The sequence below is a fragment of the Yimella radicis genome (assembly GCF_054778255.1).
In genome coordinates this window covers 21302-45870 of record NZ_BAAGZR010000002.1, presented here as the reverse complement: position 1 = coordinate 45870, position 24569 = coordinate 21302, and the positions used below count along the sequence as shown (strand labels likewise).

Annotated in this window: 21 protein-coding genes; 14 read left to right on the top strand and 7 right to left on the bottom strand. The window is 67.4% G+C overall.

Annotated features, from left to right (window positions below; translation table 11 throughout):
• Positions 1 to 15: 15 nt before the first annotated feature.
• Complete coding sequence (map, locus tag ACYU8W_RS01245; RefSeq protein WP_499465990.1) at positions 16 to 876, bottom strand: type I methionyl aminopeptidase; 861 nt, start codon at positions 874 to 876, stop codon at positions 16 to 18.
• A 98-nt stretch (positions 877 to 974) separates the two neighbouring features.
• Between map and ACYU8W_RS01240 the strand changes: the two genes are divergently transcribed.
• Complete coding sequence (locus ACYU8W_RS01240; protein ID WP_499465988.1) at positions 975 to 1151, top strand: methionine aminopeptidase; 177 nt, start codon at positions 975 to 977, stop codon at positions 1149 to 1151.
• A 75-nt stretch (positions 1152 to 1226) separates the two neighbouring features.
• On the opposite strand, the gene ACYU8W_RS01235 is transcribed toward ACYU8W_RS01240, so the two are convergent.
• A complete protein-coding gene (locus tag ACYU8W_RS01235) occupies positions 1227 to 2414 on the bottom strand; it encodes an MFS transporter (protein ID WP_499465986.1) in 1188 nt (395 codons plus the stop codon).
• Positions 2415 to 2528: 114 nt separating this feature from the next.
• On the opposite strand from ACYU8W_RS01235, the gene ACYU8W_RS01230 reads away from it, so the two are divergent.
• A complete protein-coding gene (locus ACYU8W_RS01230; protein WP_499465984.1) occupies positions 2529 to 3587 on the top strand; it encodes an NAD(P)-dependent alcohol dehydrogenase in 1059 nt (352 codons plus the stop codon).
• A gap of 3 nt (positions 3588 to 3590) precedes the next feature.
• On the top strand, positions 3591 to 4769 hold the full coding sequence (locus ACYU8W_RS01225) for an MFS transporter (protein WP_499465982.1): 1179 nt from the start codon (positions 3591 to 3593) through the stop codon (positions 4767 to 4769).
• Between the two features lie 16 nt (positions 4770 to 4785).
• On the opposite strand, the gene panB is transcribed toward ACYU8W_RS01225, so the two are convergent.
• A complete protein-coding gene (gene panB / locus ACYU8W_RS01220) occupies positions 4786 to 5664 on the bottom strand; it encodes a 3-methyl-2-oxobutanoate hydroxymethyltransferase (RefSeq protein ID WP_499465980.1) in 879 nt (292 codons plus the stop codon).
• A 246-nt stretch (positions 5665 to 5910) separates the two neighbouring features.
• Between panB and ACYU8W_RS01215 the strand changes: the two genes are divergently transcribed.
• The 10 genes from ACYU8W_RS01215 to ACYU8W_RS01170 all read left to right on the top strand — a co-directional run bounded on the left by ACYU8W_RS01215 (position 5911) and on the right by ACYU8W_RS01170 (position 18520).
• Positions 5911 to 8160, top strand: a complete 2250-nt coding sequence (locus tag ACYU8W_RS01215) for an immune inhibitor A domain-containing protein (RefSeq protein ID WP_499465978.1) — start codon at positions 5911 to 5913, stop codon at positions 8158 to 8160.
• Positions 8161 to 8263: 103 nt separating this feature from the next.
• Positions 8264 to 9601 (top strand): type I glutamate--ammonia ligase, encoded by a 1338-nt coding sequence (glnA, locus tag ACYU8W_RS01210; protein ID WP_499465976.1) that lies wholly within the window; start codon positions 8264 to 8266, stop codon positions 9599 to 9601.
• Positions 9598 to 12588 carry a bifunctional [glutamine synthetase] adenylyltransferase/[glutamine synthetase]-adenylyl-L-tyrosine phosphorylase gene (locus tag ACYU8W_RS01205; RefSeq protein WP_499465975.1) on the top strand — a complete coding sequence of 997 codons (2991 nt, stop codon included), beginning with the start codon at positions 9598 to 9600 and terminating at the stop codon, positions 12586 to 12588. Before glnA ends, ACYU8W_RS01205 begins: the two co-directional genes overlap by 4 nt.
• A gap of 69 nt (positions 12589 to 12657) precedes the next feature.
• Positions 12658 to 13992: a histidinol dehydrogenase gene (gene hisD / locus ACYU8W_RS01200; protein ID WP_499465973.1), complete on the top strand. Its 1335-nt coding sequence runs from the start codon at positions 12658 to 12660 to the stop codon at positions 13990 to 13992.
• Positions 13989 to 15122, top strand: a complete 1134-nt coding sequence (locus ACYU8W_RS01195) for a histidinol-phosphate transaminase (protein WP_499465971.1) — start codon at positions 13989 to 13991, stop codon at positions 15120 to 15122. Before hisD ends, ACYU8W_RS01195 begins: the two co-directional genes overlap by 4 nt.
• Complete coding sequence (gene hisB, locus ACYU8W_RS01190) at positions 15119 to 15760, top strand: imidazoleglycerol-phosphate dehydratase HisB (RefSeq protein WP_499465969.1); 642 nt, start codon at positions 15119 to 15121, stop codon at positions 15758 to 15760. The genes ACYU8W_RS01195 and hisB overlap by 4 nt, the downstream gene beginning before the upstream one ends.
• Before the next feature lie 15 nt (positions 15761 to 15775).
• Positions 15776 to 16393: a hypothetical protein gene (locus ACYU8W_RS01185; RefSeq protein ID WP_499465967.1), complete on the top strand. Its 618-nt coding sequence runs from the start codon at positions 15776 to 15778 to the stop codon at positions 16391 to 16393.
• Complete coding sequence (gene hisH / locus ACYU8W_RS01180; RefSeq protein ID WP_499465965.1) at positions 16390 to 17004, top strand: imidazole glycerol phosphate synthase subunit HisH; 615 nt, start codon at positions 16390 to 16392, stop codon at positions 17002 to 17004. The genes ACYU8W_RS01185 and hisH overlap by 4 nt, the downstream gene beginning before the upstream one ends.
• A gap of 15 nt (positions 17005 to 17019) precedes the next feature.
• The gene (priA, locus tag ACYU8W_RS01175; protein WP_499465963.1) at positions 17020 to 17757 is read left to right on the top strand and encodes a bifunctional 1-(5-phosphoribosyl)-5-((5-phosphoribosylamino)methylideneamino)imidazole-4-carboxamide isomerase/phosphoribosylanthranilate isomerase PriA; all 738 of its coding nucleotides are present in this window, start codon (positions 17020 to 17022) and stop codon (positions 17755 to 17757) included.
• Complete coding sequence (locus ACYU8W_RS01170) at positions 17750 to 18520, top strand: SseB family protein (protein ID WP_499465961.1); 771 nt, start codon at positions 17750 to 17752, stop codon at positions 18518 to 18520. Before priA ends, ACYU8W_RS01170 begins: the two co-directional genes overlap by 8 nt.
• Before the next feature lie 15 nt (positions 18521 to 18535).
• Here the strand turns inward: ACYU8W_RS01170 and ACYU8W_RS01165 are convergent, their stop codons facing one another.
• The 4 genes from ACYU8W_RS01165 to ACYU8W_RS01150 all read right to left on the bottom strand — a co-directional run bounded on the left by ACYU8W_RS01165 (position 18536) and on the right by ACYU8W_RS01150 (position 23157).
• Positions 18536 to 19522, bottom strand: coding sequence for a 1-acyl-sn-glycerol-3-phosphate acyltransferase (locus tag ACYU8W_RS01165; RefSeq protein WP_499465959.1), 987 nt, complete (start codon positions 19520 to 19522; stop codon positions 18536 to 18538).
• Positions 19519 to 20388, bottom strand: coding sequence for a patatin-like phospholipase family protein (locus ACYU8W_RS01160; protein ID WP_499465957.1), 870 nt, complete (start codon positions 20386 to 20388; stop codon positions 19519 to 19521). The genes ACYU8W_RS01165 and ACYU8W_RS01160 overlap by 4 nt, the downstream gene beginning before the upstream one ends.
• Positions 20389 to 20698: 310 nt before the next feature.
• Positions 20699 to 21661 (bottom strand): phosphotriesterase family protein, encoded by a 963-nt coding sequence (locus ACYU8W_RS01155; RefSeq protein ID WP_499465955.1) that lies wholly within the window; start codon positions 21659 to 21661, stop codon positions 20699 to 20701.
• On the bottom strand, positions 21658 to 23157 hold the full coding sequence (locus ACYU8W_RS01150; protein WP_499465953.1) for an AMP-binding protein: 1500 nt from the start codon (positions 23155 to 23157) through the stop codon (positions 21658 to 21660). Before ACYU8W_RS01150 ends, ACYU8W_RS01155 begins: the two co-directional genes overlap by 4 nt.
• Before the next feature lie 140 nt (positions 23158 to 23297).
• Between ACYU8W_RS01150 and ACYU8W_RS01145 the strand changes: the two genes are divergently transcribed.
• Positions 23298 to 24266, top strand: a complete 969-nt coding sequence (locus ACYU8W_RS01145) for a zinc-binding dehydrogenase (protein WP_499465951.1) — start codon at positions 23298 to 23300, stop codon at positions 24264 to 24266.
• Positions 24267 to 24569: the final 303 nt, after the last annotated feature.

Below are 24569 nucleotides of genomic sequence, written 5' to 3'. Positions count from 1 at the left end.
CGTTCTCCTTCTCCGTCACGGGAGGGTGAGGATCTCCGGGCCGTCCTGGGTCATCAGGACGGTGTGTTCGAACTGTGCGCACCACGACTTGTCGGCCGTGGTGACCGTCCATCCGTCATCCCACAGTTCCCATTCGTGGGTGCCGAGGGTGATCATCGGCTCGACGGTGAAGGTCATGCCGGGCTCGATGACGTCGTCGTACGCCGGCGCTGCGTCGTAATGCGGGACGATCAGGCCGGAGTGGAAACTGGTGCCGATGCCGTGTCCGGTGTAGTCGCGCACCACGCCGTAGCCGAAACGGGCGGCGTACTTCTCGATCACTCGTCCGACCACGTTGAACCGCCGACCCGGCATCGCGGACTTGATGCCGCGCAGCATCGCTTCCTGGGTGCGGTCGACCAGGTCGCGTACTTCGGGGGCGACGTCGCCCACCAGGAAGGTGGCGCAGTTGTCGCCGTGGACGCCGTCGATGTAGGCGGTGACGTCGATCTTGACGATGTCGCCGTCCTGCAACTCGCGATCGTCAGGGATGCCGTGACAGATGACCTCGTTGACGCTGGTACACAGCGACTTGGGGAAGCCGCGGTATCCGAGCGTCGAGGGGTAGGCGTGGTGGTCGAGCAGGAACTCGTGTGCGACGCGGTCGAGTTCGTCCGTGGTGACACCCGGCCGGACGGCAGCACCGGCGGCCTGCAGCGCCTGCGCACCGAGGCGTCCGGCGAGCCGCATGCGTTCCATCGTGGCGGCGTCCTTGATCTCCGATCCCTCGAACGGCGTCGGTTCCGGCCGGTCGACGTACTCGGGGCGGGAGATCGAGGACGGCACCGGACGGCGAGGACTGATAGTTCCGGCGACCATCGGACTGCGTAGCGGCATAGGGTTCAGCTTAGGACGCGGACCTACGGGCTGCGTCCGCAGCGGTCGACCCGGACGTCGTCGCACATGAACCGACAACGGTGGACGAAGGAGTGATGATGGCCTACTGGTACAACGTCAACACGGGCCAGATCGAACAGGACGGCAGCACCGAGAGCAAGGACCACCTGATGGGTCCGTACGCGTCCGAGGACGAGGCGCGCTCGGCGATCGAGTTGTCCCGCAAGAAGAACGAGTTGGCCGACGAGGCCGACCGGGAGTGGAAGGAAGGCTGAGCCTGCCTTCGAGCTGAAGGGCGTGAGGCGACGGCCTCACGCCCTTCCCCGTTGTTCGGGCTTCCCCCGGCAGCCTCAGGCCCGTTTGCGGCGCAGGAACGCGCGCCCGGCCACGGCCAGCAGCAGCGCGATGCCTCCTGCGGCGACCGGCACCCAGAATCCGGCGTGCGGACGGACCTGTTCGATCACGATGCCGGACAGCGCCGAGCCGGCCGCGATCCCGATGATCAAACCGGTGAGCACCACGCTCATCGCCTCGTTGATCTGCGATGAGGGCACGAGTTTCTGCGCCAGTTGCATGGAGATGATCAGCGTCGGCGCCGTTGCCGCGCCGGCGACCATCATCACCAGGGCGATCGGCACCAGATGCTCGGTGAGCAGGATCGGCGCTTCGAGCAGGAACATGCCGGCGGTGCCGACCACCAGCAGAGACTGCAGCGATCGCGTGAGGGTTCGACTGCCGAACCAGAGCCCGGCAGCGGCCGAACCGACCGCGAAGAGCGCGACGATGAGTCCGGACGCCGAAGGGTTGCCTTGGTCCTTTGCGACGGCGATCGCGGTCACCTCGTTGGATCCGAAGATCGCGCCGGTCATGAACAGCACGCAGGTCAGGATCAGGATCCCGGGCGTGCGGATGGCCAGCGCTCTGCCGTGGTGGGCCACCTCGTCGACCGGAGGTTCGGTACTGCGATCGGACAGGAAGATGAGCGTGCCGACCAGATAGAACAGTGCCGCAGCGATGTAGCCGGCCTCGGGGAACCACAGGGTGGCCAGCGCGATGGCGAGGGCAGGGCCGAGTACGAACGACAGTTCGTCGACCACCTGTTCCAGCGACATGGAGGTGTGCAACTTGTTCGGCTCGTCGCGCAGTTTGTGCGCCCAGCGTGCGCGGCTGAGCGTGCCGACGTTCGCCAGGATCGTCGCCATCGCGTAGGCACCGAACAACGTCCAGGTCGGCCATTCCAGCGCTGACGCCGCAACCATCACCACGCACCACACCGACGACCAGATCAACAACGGGTAGGTCACGCGGCGCTGACCGAACCGGTCGGTGAGCCGTCCGGCGACGACCGCGGTCAAAGCCAGGATCACCAGACCGGTCGCCGACACCGCCCCGGCGAGCGCGAACGAACCAGTGCGGGTGGAGATCATCGCCACCAAGGACATGCCGAACATCGCACCGCCGAGGCGTCCGATCGCCGAGCCGATCATGAAACGGCGGGTGGCGGAGTCCTTCAGCAAGGGGGTGTACGTCGACAGCACCGGGTCATCTCATCACCCGATCAGCGGCGTCGACGAATCGAGTGGCGCGCGCCACTGCATTGTCGGACTATGAAAGTCCTCCGGCGGGCGCTCGCAGTCGTACGGTGGGAGGCGATGACTACGCAAACACCCGCGCTCGCGGTGACCCAGGCCAACGGTTCCTTCGAAACGATCTCCCTCGACCGCCGCGCCCTGCGCGACGACGACATTCGGATCGACATCAAGTTCGCCGGCATCTGCCACAGCGACATCCACACGGTGCGCCAGGAGTGGGGCGACATCGAGTTCCCGATCACCCCCGGTCACGAGATCGCCGGTGTGGTCTCGGCCGTCGGCGACGGCGTGACGAAGTACAAGATCGGCGACCGCGTCGGCGTCGGCTGCATGGTCGACTCGTGCGGCGAGTGCGAGAACTGCAAGAACGACCACGAGCAGTTCTGCACCAAGCCTGCGGTCTTCACCTACAACTCCCTCAACTACGACGGTGAGCGTGCCCAGGGCGGCTACGCCCAGCAGATCGTCGTGACCGAGCGTTTCGCCTGCCGCATCCCCGACGAGATCGAGTTGGATGCAGCTGCGCCGCTGCTGTGCGCCGGCATCACCACGTACTCGCCGCTGAAGCGCTGGGGTGCGCGTCCGGGTACGAAGGTCGGCATCGTCGGCGTCGGCGGCCTGGGACACCTCGGCGTGAAGATCGCGGCCGCGATGGGTGCGCAGGTGTACGGCATCTCGCGCAGCATGGCCAAGGCCGAGGACTCCGAGGCGCTGGGTGCGACCGCGCACCTGGCCACCTCGGACGAGCGCACCTTCTCCGACCACAAGCGCAGTTTCGACATCATCCTCAACACCGTCAGTGCGGACCTGCCGATGTTCGACTACATGAAGCTGCTCAAGCCGTTCGGTGTGATGGTGAACGTCGGTCTGCCGAACGGCACGTACGAACTGCCGCCGCGCGCATTCAGCGGCAATACCGCGATGGCCGGTTCGATGATCGGCGGCATCGCCGAGACCCAGGAGATGCTCGACTTCTGCGCCGAGCACGGCATCGGCGCGACGATCGAGACGATCAGCGCCGACCAGGTGGACGAGGCGTACGAGCGGGTCGTCGACGGCGACGTCCGGTACCGCTTCGTCATCGACACCGCCACCATCGGCGCAGCGGAGAAGGCTTGACCCGTGAGTGAGTCCGGCGCAGGTTTCGACCTGCGCCGGCTCGCTGTTGCGGCGTACGGCCCGTCGCTGCTGTTCGGGCTCGCGGAAGGCGCGATTCTCCCGGTCGTCACGTTGACCGCACGCTCGCTCGGGGCGAGCGTCCCGGTCGCGGCCTTGATGGTGATGCTGACGTACGTCTCGTCGCTGGTCTGCAACGTGCCGGCGTCCGTGATCACCCATCGGGTGGGGGAGCGCAAGGCGATCGTCGCAGCCGCCCTGCTCGGTGCTGTCGCCGGTGGGATCTGTTGGGGCGCAAGCCAGTTGTGGCACCTGGTCGTCGGAGTACTCGTGTTCGGCGCGGCGGCCTCCGTCTTCATGTTGGCTCGGCAGAAGTACCTCACCGAAGCCGTCCCCATCGCCTACCGGGCACGCGCGCTGTCGACGCTCGGTGGGGTCATGCGCATCGGAGTCTTCGCCGGTCCGTTCCTCGGCGCCGCGGCGATCGGGGTGTGGGGCCTGCCGGCGGCGTACCTGGTCTGTTCGGTGGGACTGCTGCTGGCCGGTGTGCTCGCGATGACGCTGCCCGACCTCGAGGATTCTGCCTCGGCCGGACAATCCCGGGTGACCGTAGCCCACGTGCTCCACGAGCACGCGCGCGTCTTCCTTACCGTCGGTCTCGGTGTCCTGTTGATCGCCGCCGTGCGTGCCTCCCGGCAAGCGGTCATCCCCTTGTGGGCCGAGCGCCTGGGGCTCAGCCCGCAGCAGGCTTCGGTGATCTACGGCATCTCCGGTGGAATCGACATGCTGGTCTTCTATCCGGCCGGCAAGTTGATGGACGTGCGCGGACGTCGCTGGGTGGCCATCCCGTCGATGATCGTGATGGCTGTGTCATTGCTGGCGATTCCGTTGACGCACAACCCGATCGCTTTCACGATCGTGTGCTGCGTGCTCGGTTTCGGTAACGGCATCGGCGCCGGCATGGTGATGACGCTCGGCGCGGACTTCTCCCCGGATGTCGGACGGGCACAGTTCCTCGGGATCTGGCGAGAACTGTCGGATCTGGGAGCCGTCGGGGGACCGGCGCTGCTTTCCGGAGTCACCGCGGCGCTCGCCCTCGGTCCGGCGATCGCAGCCACCGGGGCCGTCGGACTCGCCGCGGCAGCCGTGCTGTGGCGTTACGTGCCGGACCACCCGTCTCGCTGATCGAGGCCGGCGGGCATCACTCGGCGAAGGACTGCTCCTGGTTGGGGAAGGTGCCGGCGGCGACGTCCTCACGGTACTCACGCGCGGCGTCCAACAAGGTGCTGCGAATGTCGGCGTAGCGCTTGACGAAGCGGGGAGCCTTGCCGCCACGCAAACCGGCGAAGTCCTGCCAGACCAGCACCTGGGCATCGCATTCCGGCCCGGCACCGATGCCGATCGTCGGGATACGCAACGCCTTGGTCACCTCTGCGGCGACTGGGGTCGGCACCATCTCCATCACGATCGCGAATGCGCCCGCGTCCTGCAGCGCTCGCGCGTCGGCGATCATCTTCGCTGCCGCTTCGCCTCGCCCCTGGACCCGATAGCCGCCGAGATTGTGCTCGCTCTGTGGAGTGAACCCGATGTGCGCCATGACCGGAATGCCTGCGGCCGTGAGGGTCTGCACCAGCGGCGCCATCGCGGTGCCCCCCTCGAGCTTGACCGCGTGTGCACGCCCTTCCTTCATCAACCGCACCGCGGAGTCGAAGCCCTGCTGGACGCTGCCTCCGTAGGTGCCGAACGGGAGGTCGGCGACGACCATCGCGTACTTGACCGCGCCGGACACCGCGCGCACCAGCGGAACGAATTCGTCGAGAGTCACCGGAAGAGTGGTCTCGTACCCGAACACGTTGTTGCCGGCCGAGTCACCGACCAGCAGCACCGGGATCTGCGCCTCGTCGAAGATCTCGGCGGCGTACTGGTCGTACGCGGTGAGCATCGACCACTTCTCGCCCCGCTCCTTCATCTGGTGCAGATGGACGGTGCGGGTGCGACGGCGAGGACGCATGCCGTCGCCCTGTGGGGCATCGCAGGACTTGGCCGGGCTGCCACCGTACGGTGCGGGCTCTTCGCTCATGGCCGCAAGGCTAGCGAGCGTGCCGCCTGTGCAGGGACGAGCCCACGTGCGGAGAGCGCCACCTCTACGGATGGGCAAAGGTAAGAAGATGTTAAAGAAATCAGATCGCCTCTCGCTGTGGCGATGATTTGGAGCCAAACTTCCTGGATGACCGGGCTCCACCCCCGCAGCCCGGGATCCCCTGGAGGAACAGTGAACCGACGGATTTTCCGTGCCGTGGTGGGCACGACAGCTGCCGTGACGGCAATGACTTGCGCCGCAGGCGCAGCGACCGCGGCCCCGGTCGTGGGCCAGGTGGCCGCTTCGGCGGTGCCCGGTGACGACGCACCCTCGAAGGTACAGCGCGACAACCTGCCCGACCCGATGCACGAGGCGCAGGGCAAGTTGCGCAACGACGCCGTCAAGCAGGTCGTCGCCGGCAAGGCCAACCTGAAGACCATCAACGGCAAGCGTGTTGTCGAGATGAAGAAGGCCAAGGGCGGTCAGAAGGGCAAGTACGTCCAGTACGACGTCAACCGCACCGCCTCGATCTTCACGATCCTCGCCGAGTTCGGCGACCAGACCAAGCCCGCCCAGGGTGGTGGCGCAGGTCCGATGCACAACCAGATCGAGCAGCCCGACCGCTCGGTCGACAACAGCACCATCTGGAAGCCGAACTTCGACCGGGCACACTTCCAGGACCTCATGTTCGGTCCGACGAACTCGATGCAGCACTTCTACAAGGCGCAGTCCCAGGGGCGCTTCAACGTCACCGGTGACGTCAGCGACTGGGTCAAGGTGCCCTACAACGAGGCGCGCTACGGCCACAACCCGGTCCAGGGCGACGGCACCAGCGAGGCCGAGGGCTACTGGTCGTTCATCGGCGACTCGGCCACCGCGTGGTACAACGCGCAGAAGGCTGCCGGCAAGACCGACGAGCAGATCAAGACCTACCTGGCGCAGTTCGACAAGTGGGACCGTTACGACTACGACGGTGACGGCAACTTCGATGAGCCGGACGGCTACATCGACCACTTCCAGGCCATCCACGCCGGCCAGGGCGAAGAAGTCGGCGGCGGCGCACAGGGCGACGACGCGATCTGGTCCCACCGCTGGTCCGTCCAGTCGGGTACCGGCACCACCGGTCCGGCCAACTTCAAGGCCGGCGGTGTGCAGATCGGTAACACCGGCATCTGGATCCGCGACTACACGACCGAGCCGGAGAACGGTGGCCTCGGTGTGTTCGCGCACGAGTTCGGCCACGACCTCGGCCTGCCGGACCTGTACGACACCGCGGGTGGCGACAACAGCACCGCGTTCTGGTCGCTGATGAGCGCCGGTTCCTACCTCAACGACGGTGGCCCCGACGGCATCGGCACGATTCCGGGCTATATGGGCGCCTGGGAGAAGATGTTCCTCGGTTGGTCCGACACCAAGACGGTGAACTACGCCAAGGGTACGAGCCAGACTGTCACCACGGGCCCGGCCGACCTGGACGACAAGAAGCTTCCGCAGGCTGTCGCCGTCAACCTGCCGAACCGCACGGTCGTGGAGCAGTACACCAAGCCCAAGACCGGAACGATGGAATGGTGGAGCGGTCGTACCGATGGCACCACCACGTCGCTCACCCGCGACATCGACCTGACCAACGCCTCGACCGCGTCCGTCTCGGCTGCTGTCGCCTACGACATCGAGACGGACTACGACTACCTGTACTCGCAGGTCTCCACCGACGGTGGCACCACGTGGAAGAACGTCGCCGCGCCGCTGACGGGTAAGAACCTCAACTGGGCGACCAAGACGGTCGACCTGTCGGCGTACAAGGGACAGAAGATCAAGTTCCGTTTCGCCTACGTGACCGACGAGGCCTACAACGAGGCCGGCGCGTTCCTGGACGACATCGTCACCACCATCGACGGTGTCTCCAGCACCGAGGGTGCGGAGTCCGAGACCTCGGTGTGGACCGCGAAGGGCTTCACCCGGATCGACGGAACCGTCACCAAGCAGGTGCCGCAGTACTACCTCGCCGAGTACCGCCGGTACGCCGGGTACGACGCCGGCCTGCGGACCGGTCCGTACAACTTCGGTTTCGCGAACACCAAGCCCGACTGGGTGGAGCACTTCCCCTACCAGGACGGCCTGCTGATCACCTTCAGCGACGGTCGCTACGAGGACAACAACACCTCGGTGCACCCGGGCGGCGGACTCGTCCTGCCGGTCGACGCCAACCCGGCGAACATGAAGTTCTCGGACGGTGCGAAGGTCGGCAACCGTCGCCAGCCGTACGACGCGACGTTCACCACGCAGGCTCGTGACGAAATCACGTTGCACCGCAACGGTGTTCCGACCACCTTCCCGTCCAAGCCGGGCGTGACCACGTTCGACGACAGCGACCCGAACCGCTACTACGACGCCACCAACCCGTGGGCCTCGACGAAGGTCGCCGGCTCCGGCACGACGATCCGCGTCCAGAACCACGCGGCGAAGTCGATGAAGCTGGTCATCTCGTTCAAGTGATCGCACAGCAGTAAGCCGCGACCCCCGCGGTGAGATGCGTGGCCCCGGGTGTGAACCACCCGGGGCCACGCGTATGACCCGGCAGTAGGCCAAGATGGGAACCATGGATCGGCAACAGGAATTCGTGCTGCGCACCATCGAGGAACGCGACATCCGGTTCGTACGGGTGTGGTTCACCGACGTGTTGGGAACCTTGAAGTCGGTGGCGGTCGCCCCGGCCGAGCTCGAGGGGGCGTTCGTCGAGGGCATCGGCTTCGACGGCAGTTCGATCGAGGGACTGGCCCGGGTCTACGAGGCCGACATGCTCGTACGGCCGGACGCTTCCACCTTCCAGATTCTGCCGTGGCGCGGTGAGCGTCCCGGCACCGCGCGCATGTTCGCCGACATCCGGTTGCCCGACAACTCACCGAGTGCCGCTGACCCGCGCGGCGTGCTGCGTAGGGCGCTGGGCAAGGCGGCCGAGAAGGGGCTGACCTTCTACACCCACCCGGAGATCGAGTTCTATCTGTTCGAGAAGGACCTGTCCTACTCCGGTGAGCCGGTGCCGATCGATCAAGCGGGCTTCTTCGACCACGTTCCGCAGGGTGCCGGCCACGACTTCCGTCGAGCGGCGATCTCGATGCTGGAGACGATGGGCATCTCGGTGGAGTTCAGCCATCACGAGTCCGGTCCCGGCCAGAACGAGATCGATCTGCGTTATGCGGACGCATTGTCCACCGCCGACAACATCATGACCTTCAAGACGGTCGTGAAGGAGGTCGCGCTGGAGCGCGGCATCTTTGCGTCCTTCATGCCCAAACCGCTTGCGCAACAACCGGGTTCGGGCATGCACACGCACGTGTCGCTGTTCGAGGGTGACACCAACGCGTTCTACGAACCCGGTGCGCCGTACCAGCTGTCGCTCACCGCGCGCCGCTTCATCGCGGGCGTCCTGAAGCACGCACCGGAGATCTCCGCCGTCACCAATCAGTGGGTCAACTCCTACAAGCGGCTATGGGGCGGCCAAGAGGCTCCGGCGTACATCTGCTGGGGCCACAACAACCGCAGCGCGATGGTGCGAGTGCCGATGTACAAGCCGAACAAGGGAGCCTCGACCCGCGTCGAGATCCGGTCCCTCGATCCGTCCTGCAACCCCTACCTCGCCTACGCGCTCGTGCTGGCCGCAGGCATGCGCGGGATCGAGCAGGAGTACGACCTGCCGGCGGAGGCCGAGGACGACGTCTGGCACCTCACTGACCGAGAGCGCCGAGCGATGGGCATCGACCCGCTGCCGGCGTCCCTCGACCACGCGATCCACCTGATGGAGGAGAGCGAACTGGTCGCCGAAACCCTTGGCGAGCACGTCTTCGACTTCTTCCTGCGCAACAAGCGCGCCGAGTGGGCGGCCTACCGCGAGCAAGTCACCCAGTTCGAGATCCGGCACTACCTTTACCGGCTATGAGCGCCGAGTCCGCACTGACCGACGGCGCCCTCACCCGCGTCGGCTTCCTGGAACCGTCCCGAAGCAAGGGTCTGCTGGAGCAGGTGCCCGACTGGTCGCCGGAGGCGTTGGTCGGCCCGTTGTCGAAGGTCGCCGATCCCGATGGCGCGGCCCTGGGCCTGGTCCGGTTGTACGAGGCGCTGGACGCCGGTGATCGCCGCGAGGTCGGCGAGCTGCTGGCACAGGACGGCGACCGCGCCGATCGGCTGTTGCATCTGCTCGGTGCATCCTCCGCACTCACCGACTGGCTGGTGCGCCGCCCCGAGCAATGGCGCGAGGTCGCGGACGCCACGATCGGCGACGAGGCGACGCTGCGCGAGGCGGTCTCGAACGAGGTGCGCGACAGCACCGGTCCGGAAGCGGTCGATCTGCTGCGGATCGCCTACAAGCGCCAACTGCTGAAGATCGCGGCTGTCGACCTCTGCGGCAACTCGGTCGAACTGCTGCCCCAGGTCTCGCAAGCGCTTGCGGACCTGGCCGGCGCCGCGCTGCAGACCGCCCTCGACATCGCCTCCCGTGAACACGACGACAGTGATCGGTGTCGGCTCACCGTGATCGCGATGGGCAAGTGTGGGGCACGCGAGCTCAACTACATCTCCGATGTCGACGTCGTGTTCGTGGCCGAGCCGGCCGACGGTGCCGACGAGGACGAAGCCCTTTCTGTGGCGACGAAACTGGCGATCGACCTGATGCGGATCTGCAGCACCTCGACCGGGGAGGGAAGCCTGTGGGAGGTGGACGCGGCGCTGCGCCCGGAGGGCAAACAAGGCCCGCTGGTGCGCACGGTGGCCAGCCATCGTCGTTACTACGAGCGTTGGGCGAAGACGTGGGAGTTCCAGGCGCTGCTGAAGGCACGACCGGTCGCGGGCGACATGGAACTCGGCGCGGAGTATCTCGACGCCATCCAGCCGATGATCTGGCAGGCCGCCCACCGGGAGAACTTCGTCGAGGACGTCCAGGCCATGCGTCGCCGCGTCGAGCAGCACGTGCCCGCCGGGGAGGCGGCCCGGCAGATCAAGCTCGGGCCTGGCGGCCTGCGCGACATCGAGTTCAGCATGCAGCTGCTCCAGCTGGTGCACGGCCGCACCGACGAACGATTGCGGCTGCGCAGCACTCTGGCAGCGATCGACGCGCTCGCCAACCGCGGTTACATCGGTCGTACCGACGCCGCAAAGCTGGACCAGGCGTACCGGACCCTTCGGGCGATGGAGCACCGCATCCAGGTCTCGAAGATGCGGCGCACCCACTTGATGCCGACCTCCGAGACCGACCGTCGGCGGATCGGGCGCGGACTCGGCTTCCGTAGTGACGCCGACACCGAGATCGAGTCGCTGTGGCGCAAGCAGTCGCGCGAGGTGCGCCACCTGCATGAAAGCATCTTCTACCGTCCGCTCCTGTCGGCCGTTGCGCGGTTGTCCGACGACGACGCTCGTCTGAGCCCGGAGAGTGCGGCCGACCGGTTGAACGCGCTGGGTTACCGCGACGCCAAGGGAGCCATGCGTCACCTGGAGGCTCTGACCGGGGGAGTGAACCGACGCGCGGCGATCCAGCGCACGCTCATGCCGGTGATGTTGCAGTGGTTCGCCGAGGAGCCCGATCCTGATCTGGGCCTGCTCACGTTCCGCAAGATCAGTGAGGCCCTGGGCACCAGCCCCTGGTATCTGCGCATGCTGCGTGACGAAGGCTCCGCCGCCGAGACCCTGGCGCGGGTGCTGGCCACCAGCCGGTTCGTGTCCGGGCTGCTGGAACGCGCCCCGTCCGCCGCCGCGCTCGTCGGCGACAAGGACGCGCTCGTCCCGTTGTCGCGTGAGGCGATCATCACCGCGATGAAAGCGGCCGCGTCCCGCCAGGAGGATGAAGAAAAGGCCGTCGTCGGGTTGCGGTCCACCCGGCGCACCGAACTCATCCGCATCGCGATCGCCGACCTGTCCGGCGACCTCGACACGGACGCGGTCGAGACCGCACTCAGCGACCTCACCGCAGCCGCTCTGCATGTCACGCTGGGAATCGCGATCCGAGCTGTGGAAAGGGAAGCGGGAGAACGACTTTCGACCCGCGTCGCGATCATCGGCATGGGCCGGCTCGGGGGTCGCGAGTGCGGTTACGCCAGCGACGCCGACGTGCTGTTCGTGCATGACCCGGCCGAGGGTGCTGACCCGAAGACTGCCGAGAAGCAGGCCGAAACCGTGGTCGGCTTCGTCCGCAAACACCTGAGTTCCGCAGGCCCTGACCCAGCCTTGGGCATCGATGCCGACCTGCGTCCGGAGGGCAAGGCCGGTCCCTTGGTCCGCACGCTGGAGTCGTACGCCGCGTACTACGAGCGCTGGTCCGAGGGCTGGGAGGCGCAGGCCCTGCTGCGTGCCTCGCCGGTCGCCGGCGACCCGGAGGTCGGTCGCCGGTTCATCGAGATCATCGACCCGCTTCGTTACCCCGAGGGCGGCATCGACGACAAGGCCGTTCGTCAGATACGCACCCTGAAGGCCCGCATGGAGGCCGAACGCATCCCGCGCGGCGGCGATCTGAAACGGCACTTCAAGCTCGGTCACGGCGGTCTGTCGGACGTCGAATGGACCGTCCAGATGCTGCAACTGCAGCACGCCGCCGCCTACCCCGACCTGCGTCACCCGGGCACGATGACTCCGCTCAAGGCGCTTGCCGAGCACGGTCTGATCGACGACGAGGCGGCGTCGATGCTTCGGCAGTCCTGGACGCTTGCCTCGCGCCTGCGTAACGCGTCCGTGCTGTGGCGCGGCCGCGCGGTCGACGGGTTGCCGAGCAACATGACCGACGCGAACGGCATCGCCCGGGTGATGGGCTGGCCGGTTGGCTCGGGCAACCAGCTGTCCGAGCGGTATCGCCGAGCGGCGCGTAAGGCGCGTGGTGTGGTCGAGGAAGTTTTCTACGGCGAGAAGAAACGCCTCGGCCGGGACCCCAATCCGAGCCGGTGAGCAGCTGGTCGGGCGGCCGTTCGGTGGACGGTTCTACATCACACCGGCGAGCTTCGTAGACTGAAGCACGTGCTTTCCCGTATCGATCTGCGCGGCACCGCCCTGTCCGACCTGGACGCCCGCGGCCTGCGTAACACCCTGCCCCGTGCCGAGTTCGACGTCGAGGCCGCGCTGGCCGCGGTCCGTCCGATCTGCGAGCAGGTCGAGCATGGTGGCGTCGAGGCGCTGCTGGAGCTGGGGGAGAAGTTCGACGGCGTCCGACCCCCGCAGCTTCGGGTGCCCGCCGAGGTCATCACCGCCGCGCTCGAAACGCTCGACCCGGCCGTCCGCGCCGCGCTCGAGGAGTCGATCCGCCGCGCTCGCCTGGTGCACGCCGACCAGCGCCGCACCGAGGTGACCACGAAGGTCAGCGACGGTGGCACGGTCACCGAGAAGTGGATCCCGGTCGATCGGGTCGGTCTCTACGTCCCCGGCGGCAAGGCGGTGTACCCGAGCTCGGTGGTGATGAACGTGGTGCCCGCGCAACTGGCCGAGGTCGGCTCGATCGCGGTCGCCAGCCCCCCTCAGAAGGACAATGGCGGTTACCCGCACCCGACGATCCTGGCCGCGTGCGCGCTGCTCGACGTCGACGAGGTGTACGCGGTCGGCGGGGCACAGGCGGTCGCGATGTTCGCGCACGGTGCGCGGGACGCGTCCGGCGTCACGGTCTGTGAACCGGCGACGTTGGTCACCGGCCCGGGCAACATCTACGTCGCCGCCGCCAAGCGGTTGCTCAAGGGGCTCATCGGAATCGACGCCGAAGCGGGCCCCACCGAGATCGCGATCCTCGCCGATGCCACCGCGCAGCCGGACCTGGTGGCGGCCGACCTGATCAGCCAGGCAGAGCACGACGAACTGGCTGCATCGGTGCTGGTCACCGACTCGGTCGAGCTGGCCGACGCCGTCGACGCCGCGCTGGAGCGCCGGGTGCCCGCGACCAAGCACACCGAGCGCGTGCGTATCGCGCTGACCGGGCGCCAGTCGGGCACCGTCCTCGTCGACGACGTGTCGGCCGGACTGCGGGTCGTCGACTCCTACGCGGCCGAGCACCTGGAGATCCAGACCGCGGACGCAGCCTCGGTGGCTGCCAAGGTCCGCAATGCCGGCGCGATCTTCGTCGGCGATCACTCGCCGGTGAGCCTGGGCGACTACGCCGCCGGTTCGAACCACGTCCTGCCCACGGGCGGATGCGCGTGCCACAGCAGCGGTCTGTCGGTGCAGTCCTTCCTGCGCGGTGTCCACGTCATCGACTACTCTCGTGACGCGCTCGATGTGATCGCCGAAACCGTTGTGACGCTTGCAAATTCCGAAGATCTACCGGCGCACGGTGAGGCCGTGACCGCCCGCTTCGAGGCGCGCTCATGAACGAACTCGACCGACTGCTGCGCGCGGATCTGCGCGGCCGCACCGCCTACGGCGCTCCGCAGCTCGACGTGCCCGTGGCGCTCAACACCAACGAATCCTCCTACGGCGTCTCACGCGAGGTGATTGACGCGATCCTCGCCGAGGTGGAGGCCGTCGCGAGCACGCTCAACCGGTACCCCGACCGTGAGTTCACCCGCCTGCGCACCGACCTGGCCGGCTACCTCACCCGGACGACCGACGTGCACGTGGAGCCGGACCGGGTCTGGGCGGGCAACGGCTCCAACGAGGTGCTGCAGCACATCGTGCAGGCCTTCGGCGGCACCGGACGTACCGCCCTCGGCTTCACCCCGTCGTACTCGATGCACCCGATCATCAGCGGCGTGAGCGGTACGAGCTGGGTCGACGGAATGCGCACCCAGGATCCGTCCCGCTTCGACATCGATCTCGACCTCGCGGTGGAACAGGCGACGGAACATGACCCGTCGGTGGTGTTCCTCACCTCCCCGAACAACCCGACCGGCACCGCACTCGACCTCGACGTCGTGCAGGCCGTGTACGACGCAGCACCGAACGCGATCGTCGTCGTCGACGAGGCGTACGCCGAGTTCGCGCGACCGGGCACGCCGAGTGCGATCACGCTGCTCGAGGGACGGCCGCGACTGGTGGTGACCCGCACGATGTCCAAGGCGTTCGCCTTCGCGGGGGTACGTCTGGGCTACCTGGTTGCTGACCCACACCTGATCGACCTGCTCCGTCTGGTCCGGATGCCCTATCACCTCTCGTCCGTCACGCAGGCGGCCGCGTGTGCCGCTCTCGAACACCGCACCACGATGTTGTCGATGGTCGAGGCGATCAAGGCCGAGCGTGACCGACTGGTCGCGGGGTGCACCGATCTCGGGTTGCGACCGGTGCCGAGTGATGCGAACTTCGTCCTCGTCGGCGGGTTCGACGACGCCGCCACGACCTGGCAGGCTCTGCTCGACCAGGGGGTCCTGGTGCGTGACGTCGGCATCGCCAACCACCTGCGGATCACCGCAGGCACACCGGACGAGACGGACGCCGTCCTCGCCGCCTTCAGCACTGTCCTCGCCACCGCGCGAGGCGCGGATGAACGTCAGGAGACAGCATGAATTCCGTTCACGCAGAGCCCTACTCGCCGCAGAACCAGCCGCACCGCGTCGCTGAGTTGTCGCGCAAGACCTCGGAGAGCTCGGTCGAGGTGCGGGTCGACCTCGACGGAACCGGGAAGGCCGAGATCTCGACGGGTGTGCGCTTCTACGACCACATGCTCGAGAGCTTGGCGAAGCACTCGCTCATCGATCTGCGGGTCAAGACCGTCGGCGATGTCGACGTGGACGCTCACCACTCGGTCGAGGACACCGCGATCCTGCTCGGGCAGGCCGTCCGTGAGGCGCTCGGTGACAAGTGCGGGATCAGCCGGTTCGGCGATGCGACGGTGCCGCTGGACGAGGCACTCGTGCAGGCCGTCGTGGACGTGGCCGGTCGCCCCTACTTCGTGCACGTCGGTGAACCCGACGGGCAGATCTACGCGATCATCGGCGGCGACTACACCGGCTCGCTGACCCGACACGTGCTGGAGAGCTTCGCGTACCACGCGGGGATCGCGCTGCACGTTCGCGTGCTTTCCGGTCGCGACCCGCACCACATCGTGGAGACTCAGTTCAAGGCGGTCGCCCGAGCGCTGCGCGCCGCGATCGCGCGCGATCCGCGCGTCGAGGGCGTGCCCAGCGCCAAGGGCGTGCTTTGACCCGATGAGCCGATCATGAGTCGAACGCTGCCCGGCGTTCTGCTGCTGCACGCCGACGCCAAGCTGACCGACGCGTGGGTGCGGCGCGGTGTGGTGCCCAGCTACGTCGTCCCGCTGCCCGGCTGGACCGCGGTCGTCCCCGCCGGACCGACTCAGCTGGCGGCCCCATACGACGACGCGTTGACCGTGACAGCGAACCGTCCGGTACCGACCCGGCTGCGAACAGCCTTGGGGTTCTTCGTGATCGACGGTATTGCGATCGTGTCCGCGCAGACCCGTGGCTGGCGCTCCGCACCGCGGATGGTCAGTTGGACGCCCGGTCACGGCGCGGATGAGGTGCCTGGTTTCCCACCGCTGAAGCTCGGTCAGCTCGCCGAGTCGGCGGGTCTCGACGAGAACGATGTCGCCGGGGTCCGTCGGGTGCTCGCGGCTCGCGCCGGTGACCCGACCGCGCAGTTGCAGCAGTTGATGCACGCTCTCGCATTGCCGGGTGCCGGGATGCTGTCCGGCGAGGGCGTGAAGTCCGACCTCGAAGCAGTTCTGGTGGAGCCCGACCGGAGCGCCGTCGCTCACTTCGAGAAGGTTGCCGGCGACGAGGCCGAGATGCGCGCCGAACTGCGGGAGAACCTGTGAAGCGGGTCGTCGTCCTCGACTACGGCAGCGGCAACGTGCGCTCCGTCGTCCGCATGCTCGAGCGGGTCGGCGCCGATGTCGAGTTGACGGCCGATCGTGAGGCCGCACTGTCGGCCGACGGACTGTACGTGCCCGGTGTCGGCAACTTCCACGCGTGCATGGCCGGCCTCGACGCGGTCGGTGCTGCCGGATTGATCGAGCAGCGGCTCACGAACGGGCGTCCGGTTCTCGGCGTCTGCGTCGGCTACCAGGTGATGTTCGACGGCAGCGCCGAACCCAGCCCGGCCCCGTTGCCGGGCCTTCGGCGCTGGGCCGGCGAGGTCGGCCGCCTCGAAGCCGACGTCGTCCCGCACATGGGGTGGAGTCAGGTCGCCGCCGGGGCGGGGAGCGTGTTGTTGGACGGTCTGGACGGCGAACGGTTCTACTTCGTCCACTCCTTCGCCCCGTCGCGCTGGGCAGGTGCCGACACCGCCGTCGTCAGCACGGCCACGCACGGTGGCTCCTTCGTCGCCGCGGTCGAGGACGGCCTCCTGGCTGGCACTCAATTCCACCCGGAGAAGTCCGGGGACGCCGGTGCGCAGTTGTTGCGCAACTGGTGTGATTCGTTGTGAGACAAGGGAAGTGACATGACCGAACAGCCACGCCTCGAGCTTCTTCCGGCCGTCGACGTCGTCGACGGCCAGGCCGTCCAACTGGTGCAGGGCATCGCCGGCACCGGTGGTGAGTTCGGTGACCCGTGGCTGGCCGCGAAGGGCTGGGAGGACCAGGGAGCCGAGTGGCTGCACCTCGTCGATCTGGACGCCGCCTTCGGTCGCGGGTCGAACCACGAACTGCTCGCCTCCATCGTGCAGCGTCTCGACATCAAGGTGGAACTGTCCGGCGGCATCCGCGACGCCGAGACCCTCGAACGGGCACTGGCCACCGGCTGCCGCCGGGTCAACCTCGGCACCGCTGCGCTGGAGCACCCGGAATGGACCGCCCGCGCGATCGCCGAGCACGGAGACCGGATCGCCGTCGGCCTCGACGTCAAGGGCACCACGCTCGCCGCGCGTGGCTGGACCAAGGAAGGCGGCGACCTCTACGAGACGCTCGCCCGCCTCGACGGTGAGGGTTGCGCTCGTTACGTGGTGACCGATGTCGCCAAGGACGGGATGATGCAGGGCGCGAACGTCGACCTGCTGAAGGACGTCTGCTCACGCACCGACCGTCCGGTCGTCGCATCGGGTGGTGTCTCGACGTTGGACGACCTACGTGCGATCCGTGAACTGGTGCCGAACGGTGTCGAAGGGGCGATCGTCGGTTCGGCCCTGTACAAGCGGGCGTTCACGCTGCCCGAGGCGCTCGACGTCGCCGGGCGTGCGTGAGAACGCTGTGAGCTCCCAGGTGCCTGACTCGACCGACGACAACGAGCAGTTCGACTCCGCAGGGCAGACCTGGCGGGGTAGGCAGGTCACCGACACCGGTTTCGGACACGATGACGGTTCGGCGAGTCCGGCTGTACTGCAGGCCCTTTCAGCTCCCGGTGACGAAGTCTCGCTGATGGCGACCCTCGCCGACGCCCGCTTCCTGGTTCCGATCGTCGCCGACGCCACCGAGGTCGTTCAGGGCGGCGGCCTGCACGCGGACAAGGCCGCCGACATGGCGGTGGCGGTGCTCGTCGGACAAGACGGCACGCGTGCACTGCCGGTCTTCACCTCACTCGATTCGCTGCACGCGTGGGATCCGGCGGCACGGCCTTCCCCGGTGGCAGCGGACAAGGCCGCGCAGGCTGCGGTGAGCGAGCGCGCCGACGTGATGGTGGTCGACCTGGCCGGTCCGCACCAGGCCGTCCTGCGACCCAGCATGGTGTGGGCGCTGGCGATGGGACGTCCGTGGCGTCCGGCACACGAGGACGAGCACGTCATCGCAGCGGTCGACTCGGCGGTGGCGCTCGAACAGGCTGCGGCCGGAGCGTCCTGTGAGGCAGGAGAGAGCGGCGCACTACGCATCGTGCTGCACCTGCGGCCCGGGCTGGACGCGTCCGAGGTTTCAGCCCTCGCGCAGCGCGTGGGGGAGAGACTGGCGACCGACGGTGAGGTGCGGGCCCGCATCGACGCGGTCTCGTTCGCCGTCCGCCCTGCCGAGTAGGGCTCGGCGGGGCGCTCAGTCGCCGTCGAGTTCGTCGGTCCAGTCGTCCAACCGTTCCCACTCGTCCTGCAGCCAGGCATCGATGTGCTCGTCCGGTAGCGAATCTGCCTGTCGCACATCGATATGGATCTGCCGACGCAGTGGCAGGGCCCGCCAGGTGTCGGGCACCGAGCGAAGGTCCTCCACTCCCTGATGGCCCGCGACGAGCACCTGGGAATCGGGCCTGGCCTGCAGGATGCGGCGTACACCGGTGGATCGTGGCGACAGCACCCGCGGGTTGCGTTCCAGCCAGGCCGCTCGCTCGGTCTCACCCTTCTCGATCGCCTCGGCGAGATCGGACGCGTGCCGGCCGGGTGACCAGTTGCGGCCTTCGGGGAACAGGAGGGTCGCGTCGTTCACCTCGACCTGTTCGGCGAAAGCGCGCAACTGTTCGTCACGCACCTGTGGAGTCATGCCCTCACCGAGGAAGTAGGCGTGCAGTCGACGCAAGCACAGGTCCATGGCCGGGTCCCACAGCAGCGCCCGTTTCAACACCACGCGGGGAACACGCACCAGAGTGTGGGTGATGACGTACACCATCAGCAACGAGTCTCCGGTGCCGGCGTGGCGGGCGAGCAGGAGCACGGGCCGGTCCGGATCCACGGCCGGCGCCCTCACCCGTAGGTCGAGCCCCACCAGGCGATCGGCTGCCTGCACGAACCGGTGCAGTTCCTGGCCGAGCACGACCACATGTCGTGCCTGCCACTCCTGCTGATTGCGTCGCCAAGGCGGCATCACACACCACAACCAGGTACAGCGCACGAACACCGACCAGTCGAGCAGGACGGCAACCGCACAGGTCCACGTCAGGCGCCATCCGCGCTTGCGGCGGCTGGGCAACTCCAGCACCCACAACAGACAGCCGAGGACGACGAGCAGCAACATCATGACCGGCGCGACAACGGCGTAGATCGGATCGCGAAGGATCCGACGGACGATCAGTCCAGGGACCGGCGGATTCACCGGCGCAGGCCGGTCAGGTGTGCGGACGCCGCGTCGTAGGCGTCGTCGATCCGGCGGCGGACGGCGGTGTTCGACATCTGGCCGAAGGACACGGACGGTGCCGCTTCGGTGCCGGTCGGCAGCACGATCAGTTCGATCTCGTCCGGTACCGACTCGATCTCCTCCAGATACCGGTGGCGCCGGGCGATCTCGAACGCGACCTGACCCACCTGCCAGGGCCATCTGGGGGCGCGCAGCGAGCGGTCGACCCGACCGACGTGCATCACGAAGATTCGGTCGCAGTCCAGCAGCATCGCGCGGCCGACGGGGATCGAGTGCACCAGACCGCCGTCGAAGAAGTGCTCGTCGCCGATCCGAAACGGCGGGAACATCCCTGGTACCGAACAGGATGCGACGACTGCTTCGGCGAGCGGTCCTTTGGTGAACCAGTGCGCCTTCGCCTGCTCGACGCTCGCTGCCACACACTGGAAGCGCACCGGGAGGTCTTCGATCGATCGGGCCGGCAGTTCGTCACGCAGCAGTTTGAGCAGCCCGCCGGAGGGGTAGAGGTGAGTGCGTAGGTCTCGTCCGCGAGGACGGCGCAGATAGTCCGCTCGGTCGCGCAGTCCGCGCACCGTGGTCAGTTGTGTCCACAGGTCCTCCAAATCCGCGAGACCTGACGCGTCCGGTCTGCCGGCGAACGCCGCCCCGTTGATCGCCCCGATGCTGGTGCCGAGGACGACGTCCGGGGTGATGCCGTGGTCGACCAGGGCTCGTAGGGCGCCGATCTGGGTGGCACCCAACACACCGCCGCCACCGAGGACGAAGGCGGTGCGCGGTGTGCTGACGGGGGCGGCGCGAGGATCGTCATGAACGGCGGGGGACACGTCGCGACGATATCCGAGCGATCGCCCTGTCGACCGAGCACAATGGCGCACGATTCGGTGAGGCCTCGGTGAGGCCTCGGCGGGACCGGGGTGAGGTCCCGTCGAGACCTCGATGGACAAGGGGACGTGACGGATGCCCGAACAGCAGTTTCCTCGGCAGTTCGGTCAGTATCGTCTCGACGCACTCGATCCGAGCTGGGTGGCGACTCGGAGCCGGATCCGACCGCTGCGCCATCGACCCGCAGCACTTCGAGCTCGACGCGTTCGGCGGTGACGCTCTGCCTGAAGGATCCGAGCGAGAGCTGACCGATCAGCGCTCGAAGTAACGGCGAGGATTCGCGACCAACATGGTCTCGATGTCGTCGTCACTGACGCCGCCGTCGCGCAGGGCAGGAAGGACATCCTCGCTGATGTGGCGGAAGTTCCACTTGGGCACCACCTGCCGCTTCGCCTCAGGGTCGAACCAGTCGATGAAGCACGACGCGTCGTGCGCGAGGACGATCTTCTCGGCGTAGCCGCGCTCGACGAGATCGACGACCGTGCGGACTCGGTCCTTGAACGGCAGCAGCACGTCGAGGCCGAACCGGTCCATGCCGAGAAGCGATCCGGCGTCCGCGAGTTCGGCGAGGTAATCCAGGTCGGTCGTGTCGCCGGAGTGCCCGATGACGACCTTGGTCAGGTCGACGCCCTCTTCGCGCAGGACTCGCTGCGCCTCCAGCCCGGAGCGGGTATGCGGGTTGGTGTGAACGGTGATGGGTGCACCGGTGCGGACGTGCGCCTGCGCGACCGCTCGCATCACGCGCTCGACGCCCGGAGTCATCCCTTGCTCCTCGATCGCGCACTTGAGGAATCCCGCTCGGACGCCGGTGTCGGCGATTCCCTCGGTGAGGTCCTTCACGAAGAGTTCGGTCATCGGCTCGGGGACGTCGAACAGCAATCCCGGTCCGCTGTAATGGAATTGGAACGGGATCTCGTTGTACGTGTAGACGCCGGTCGCGACGACGATGTTCAGGTCGGTCTGTGCGGCGATCTTCTGGATCCGCGGGATGTAGCGGCCCAGGCCGAGCACGGTCGGATCGAGGATCGTGTCGATCCCGAGTCCCTTCAATTCGTTGAGGTCGCGGACCGCATCGGCGATCTTTCCCTCCTCGTCCCAGTCGCCCTGGAAGTTCTGCCGGTACTCCTCGTTCACCACGAAGACGTGTTCGTGCACGAGCACCCGTCCGAGCTCTGCGGACTCGACGGTGCCGGTGACGGTGGGGACGCTGGTCATGCCCGCTCCTGCGCCTCGAGGGACGCGCGATCGATCGCGCGTTTGAGGATTTTGCCGGTCGCACCCTTGGGCAGGGCGTCGGTGAACGTGATGACGTGCGGGACCTTGTACGCCGAGAGTTGTTCCTTCGCGTAGGCGCGCAACCCTTCGGCGTCGAGGGTGGAGCCGGGGGTGCGCACGACCACAGCGGCTACTTCCTCGCCGTAGTGCTCGTGCGGGATACCGACGACGGCGGCCTCGACGATATCGGGGTGCGCGTAGAGCACCTCCTCGACCTCGCGGGGGTAGACGTTGTAGCCACCACGGATGATGAGATCCTTCACCCGGTCGACGATGCTCAGATACCCGTCGGCATCCACGGAGCCGAGATCGCCGGTGCGCAACCATCCGTCCTGCAGGTCGGACGCGGTCGCGTCCGGGCGATTCCAGTAACCCTTGAAGATCATCGGTCCGGTGATGAAGACCTCGCCGACGGTGCCCGGCTCGACCGGCTGCCCGGACGGGTCGCGGATCTCGACGGCGGCACCCGGGAGAGGCGGGCCGACGGTGCCGACCTTCTGTTCCCGACGAAGGTCGTTGAAGGTCGCCGTGCCGTTGGACTCCGTGAGCCCGTATCCCTCCAGGATCGCGCAGCCGAACTTCTTCTTGAAGGCGTTGATCACCTCGACCGGCAGCGACGCGCCGCCCGAGCTGGCCACACGCAGGTGCTTGAAGTCGTCGGCGCAGTAGTCGCCGGCGGCGTGCAGGATGGCGTTCCACATGGTCGGGACGCCTGACACGACGGTCAGCTCGTGCTCGGTGATCATCCGCAGCATCGTCTGCGGGGTGAACGGGTGCAGGATCGAGAGCGTGACCCCCTGGACGAGCACGGCGTTCATCACCACGCACTGACCGAAGACGTGGAACAGCGGCAGACCCGTGCCGAACCTGTCGCCAGGTTCGACCTGCAGCACCGGCTCGAACATCTTGGGCGTTTGCACCAGGTTGTCCGCCGTCAGCTCGGCACCCTTCGGGCGGCCCGTCGTGCCGGAGGTGTAGAGGATGAGCGCAGTGGCATTCGCGTCGTGATCGTGCGCTGCGGTCAGCGGCTCGGTGTCGTAGCGATGGCCGGGCTCGATGATGTCCAGCGGTAGGTCGCGGCGCTCGGCCACCACGCCGGACGCATCCGCGCACTGGCTGTACGCGACGATACGGCTGACACCCGCGTCCTCACAGAGGTAGTCCAGCTCCGCAGCGGTCGACATCGTGTTGGCAGTGATCAGCGTTGCACCCAGAGCGTGCAGACCCAGGTAGGTGATCGGGAACTCCATCACTGTCGGCGCGATGAACAGGACGCGGTCGTACGGCTGCACTCCGGCCTGCCGGAAGTAGCCGCCGGCTGCCGCACTGGCAGCCTTCAACTCGGCGAAGGTGAGTTGCGAATCCAGCGTACGAACCGCGAGATGCTCCGGCTGGCGATCAGCGGTCTCCCAAATTTCACCGGCGATGTTGACCATTCGAATCCTCCCGTCCGGCAACAGGATTCGTACGTGCGACGGACGCTCCGTTGCAGCCTGGCCGGATTTGCTCTCACGCTACGCCGGGCCGGGCGGACGAAGCAACGGATTGTCGAGGTCAGTGTGTCTAGGCTGGCACCATGTTCGCCGCTCACGCCGCCCGCACCGACTCTGTCGACCCACTGTCCGCTCTCGAGGTCAGTGACATCGTCCCAGCCAGCACGCCTGCGGAGTGGGTGTCGGTGCGGATGAAGGCGGCCAGTCTCAACCATCACGATGTCTGGTCGTTGCGTGGCGTCGGTCTGTCGCCCGAACGGCTGCCGATGGTGCTCGGTTGTGATGGTGTCGGTGAAACGGACGACGGACGGATCGTGGTGTTGCACACCGTGATCGCGAGCCCGGGGTGGACAGGTGACGAGACGCTTGATCCAAAGCGATCGTTGCTGTCCGAGGTGTACCCCGGGACTCTCGCCGAGTACGTGCGGATCCCCGCGGCGAATCTCGTGCCTCTGCCCGAAGGGCTGGCGGTGGAGCACGCCGCCTGCGTGTCGACCGGTTGGCTGACCGCGTACCGGATGTTGTTCGTCCAGGCCGGCGTGAAGCCCGGCGACTCGGTGCTCGTTCAGGGTGCGGGTGGTGGAGTGGCCACTGCCGCAGTGCAATTGGGCAGCGCCGCAGGACTGCGGATGTTCGTGACCTCTCGCGACGAGGAGCGCGGCCGGCGCGCCGTCGAACTCGGCGCCGAGGACGCGTTCGGGTCGGGGGAGCGGTTGCCGCGCCGGGTCGACGCCGTGCTCGAGACCGTTGGTGCCGCGACCTGGTCGCACTCGGTGAAGTCGCTGCGCCCGGGCGGCACGATCGTGATCGCCGGGGCGACGTCGGGAGATGCACCGGACAAGGCGGAGCTCACCCGGATCTTCTTCCAGCAGATGCGGATTCAGGGTTCGACGATGGGCACTCGCTCGGAACTCGAGGCCCTGCTGAGCTTCATGGCTTCCCGTCGCATCGAGCCGGTGATCGACTCCGTCCGCCCGCTGTCCGAGGCCCGCGGAGCGTTCGAGCGGATGATCGACGGCGACCTGTTCGGCAAGCTCGTCCTCACCATGTGACTACGTCACGGAACAAACCCGGTGAGATCGCGCGAGACTGTGACGAATGCAGCTGAGTCCCAGCACTTCTCACCGTGGTTTCGGCGCGCGGGCCCTCCTTCGTCGGGTCGGCGCGCGGGCCCTCCTTCGTCGGGTCCGCGGCTCAACCAGCGCAGGATTGAGACTCACCCTGGGGACGGCTGAGCCCTCTGGCGGGAACGACTTCGTCGAAGGACTGGCTCGGTGTGCCGGTGGTGGCACCTGGGTGACCACAGCGCAAGGCTCACCTTGCGGGACGCGTCATGCCCCCAGCGCGAGCTTGCG

What these genes read in the sequence shown, in the direction of transcription:
- map (WP_499465990.1), bottom strand. Translation starts at nt 876, where the DNA reads ATGCCGCTACGCAGTCCGATGGTCGCCGGAACTATCAGTCCTCGCCGT.
- ACYU8W_RS01240 (WP_499465988.1), top strand. Translation starts at nt 975, where the DNA reads ATGGCCTACTGGTACAACGTCAACACGGGCCAGATCGAACAGGACGGC.
- ACYU8W_RS01230 (WP_499465984.1), top strand. Translation starts at nt 2,529, where the DNA reads ATGACTACGCAAACACCCGCGCTCGCGGTGACCCAGGCCAACGGTTCC.
- panB (WP_499465980.1), bottom strand. Translation starts at nt 5,664, where the DNA reads ATGAGCGAAGAGCCCGCACCGTACGGTGGCAGCCCGGCCAAGTCCTGC.
- ACYU8W_RS01215 (WP_499465978.1), top strand. Translation starts at nt 5,911, where the DNA reads ATGACTTGCGCCGCAGGCGCAGCGACCGCGGCCCCGGTCGTGGGCCAG.
- glnA (WP_499465976.1), top strand. Translation starts at nt 8,264, where the DNA reads ATGGATCGGCAACAGGAATTCGTGCTGCGCACCATCGAGGAACGCGAC.
- ACYU8W_RS01205 (WP_499465975.1), top strand. Translation starts at nt 9,598, where the DNA reads ATGAGCGCCGAGTCCGCACTGACCGACGGCGCCCTCACCCGCGTCGGC.
- ACYU8W_RS01195 (WP_499465971.1), top strand. Translation starts at nt 13,989, where the DNA reads ATGAACGAACTCGACCGACTGCTGCGCGCGGATCTGCGCGGCCGCACC.
- hisB (WP_499465969.1), top strand. Translation starts at nt 15,119, where the DNA reads ATGAATTCCGTTCACGCAGAGCCCTACTCGCCGCAGAACCAGCCGCAC.
- ACYU8W_RS01185 (WP_499465967.1), top strand. Translation starts at nt 15,776, where the DNA reads ATGAGTCGAACGCTGCCCGGCGTTCTGCTGCTGCACGCCGACGCCAAG.
- priA (WP_499465963.1), top strand. Translation starts at nt 17,020, where the DNA reads ATGACCGAACAGCCACGCCTCGAGCTTCTTCCGGCCGTCGACGTCGTC.
- ACYU8W_RS01155 (WP_499465955.1), bottom strand. Translation starts at nt 21,661, where the DNA reads ATGACCAGCGTCCCCACCGTCACCGGCACCGTCGAGTCCGCAGAGCTC.
- ACYU8W_RS01150 (WP_499465953.1), bottom strand. Translation starts at nt 23,157, where the DNA reads ATGGTCAACATCGCCGGTGAAATTTGGGAGACCGCTGATCGCCAGCCG.
- ACYU8W_RS01145 (WP_499465951.1), top strand. Translation starts at nt 23,298, where the DNA reads ATGTTCGCCGCTCACGCCGCCCGCACCGACTCTGTCGACCCACTGTCC.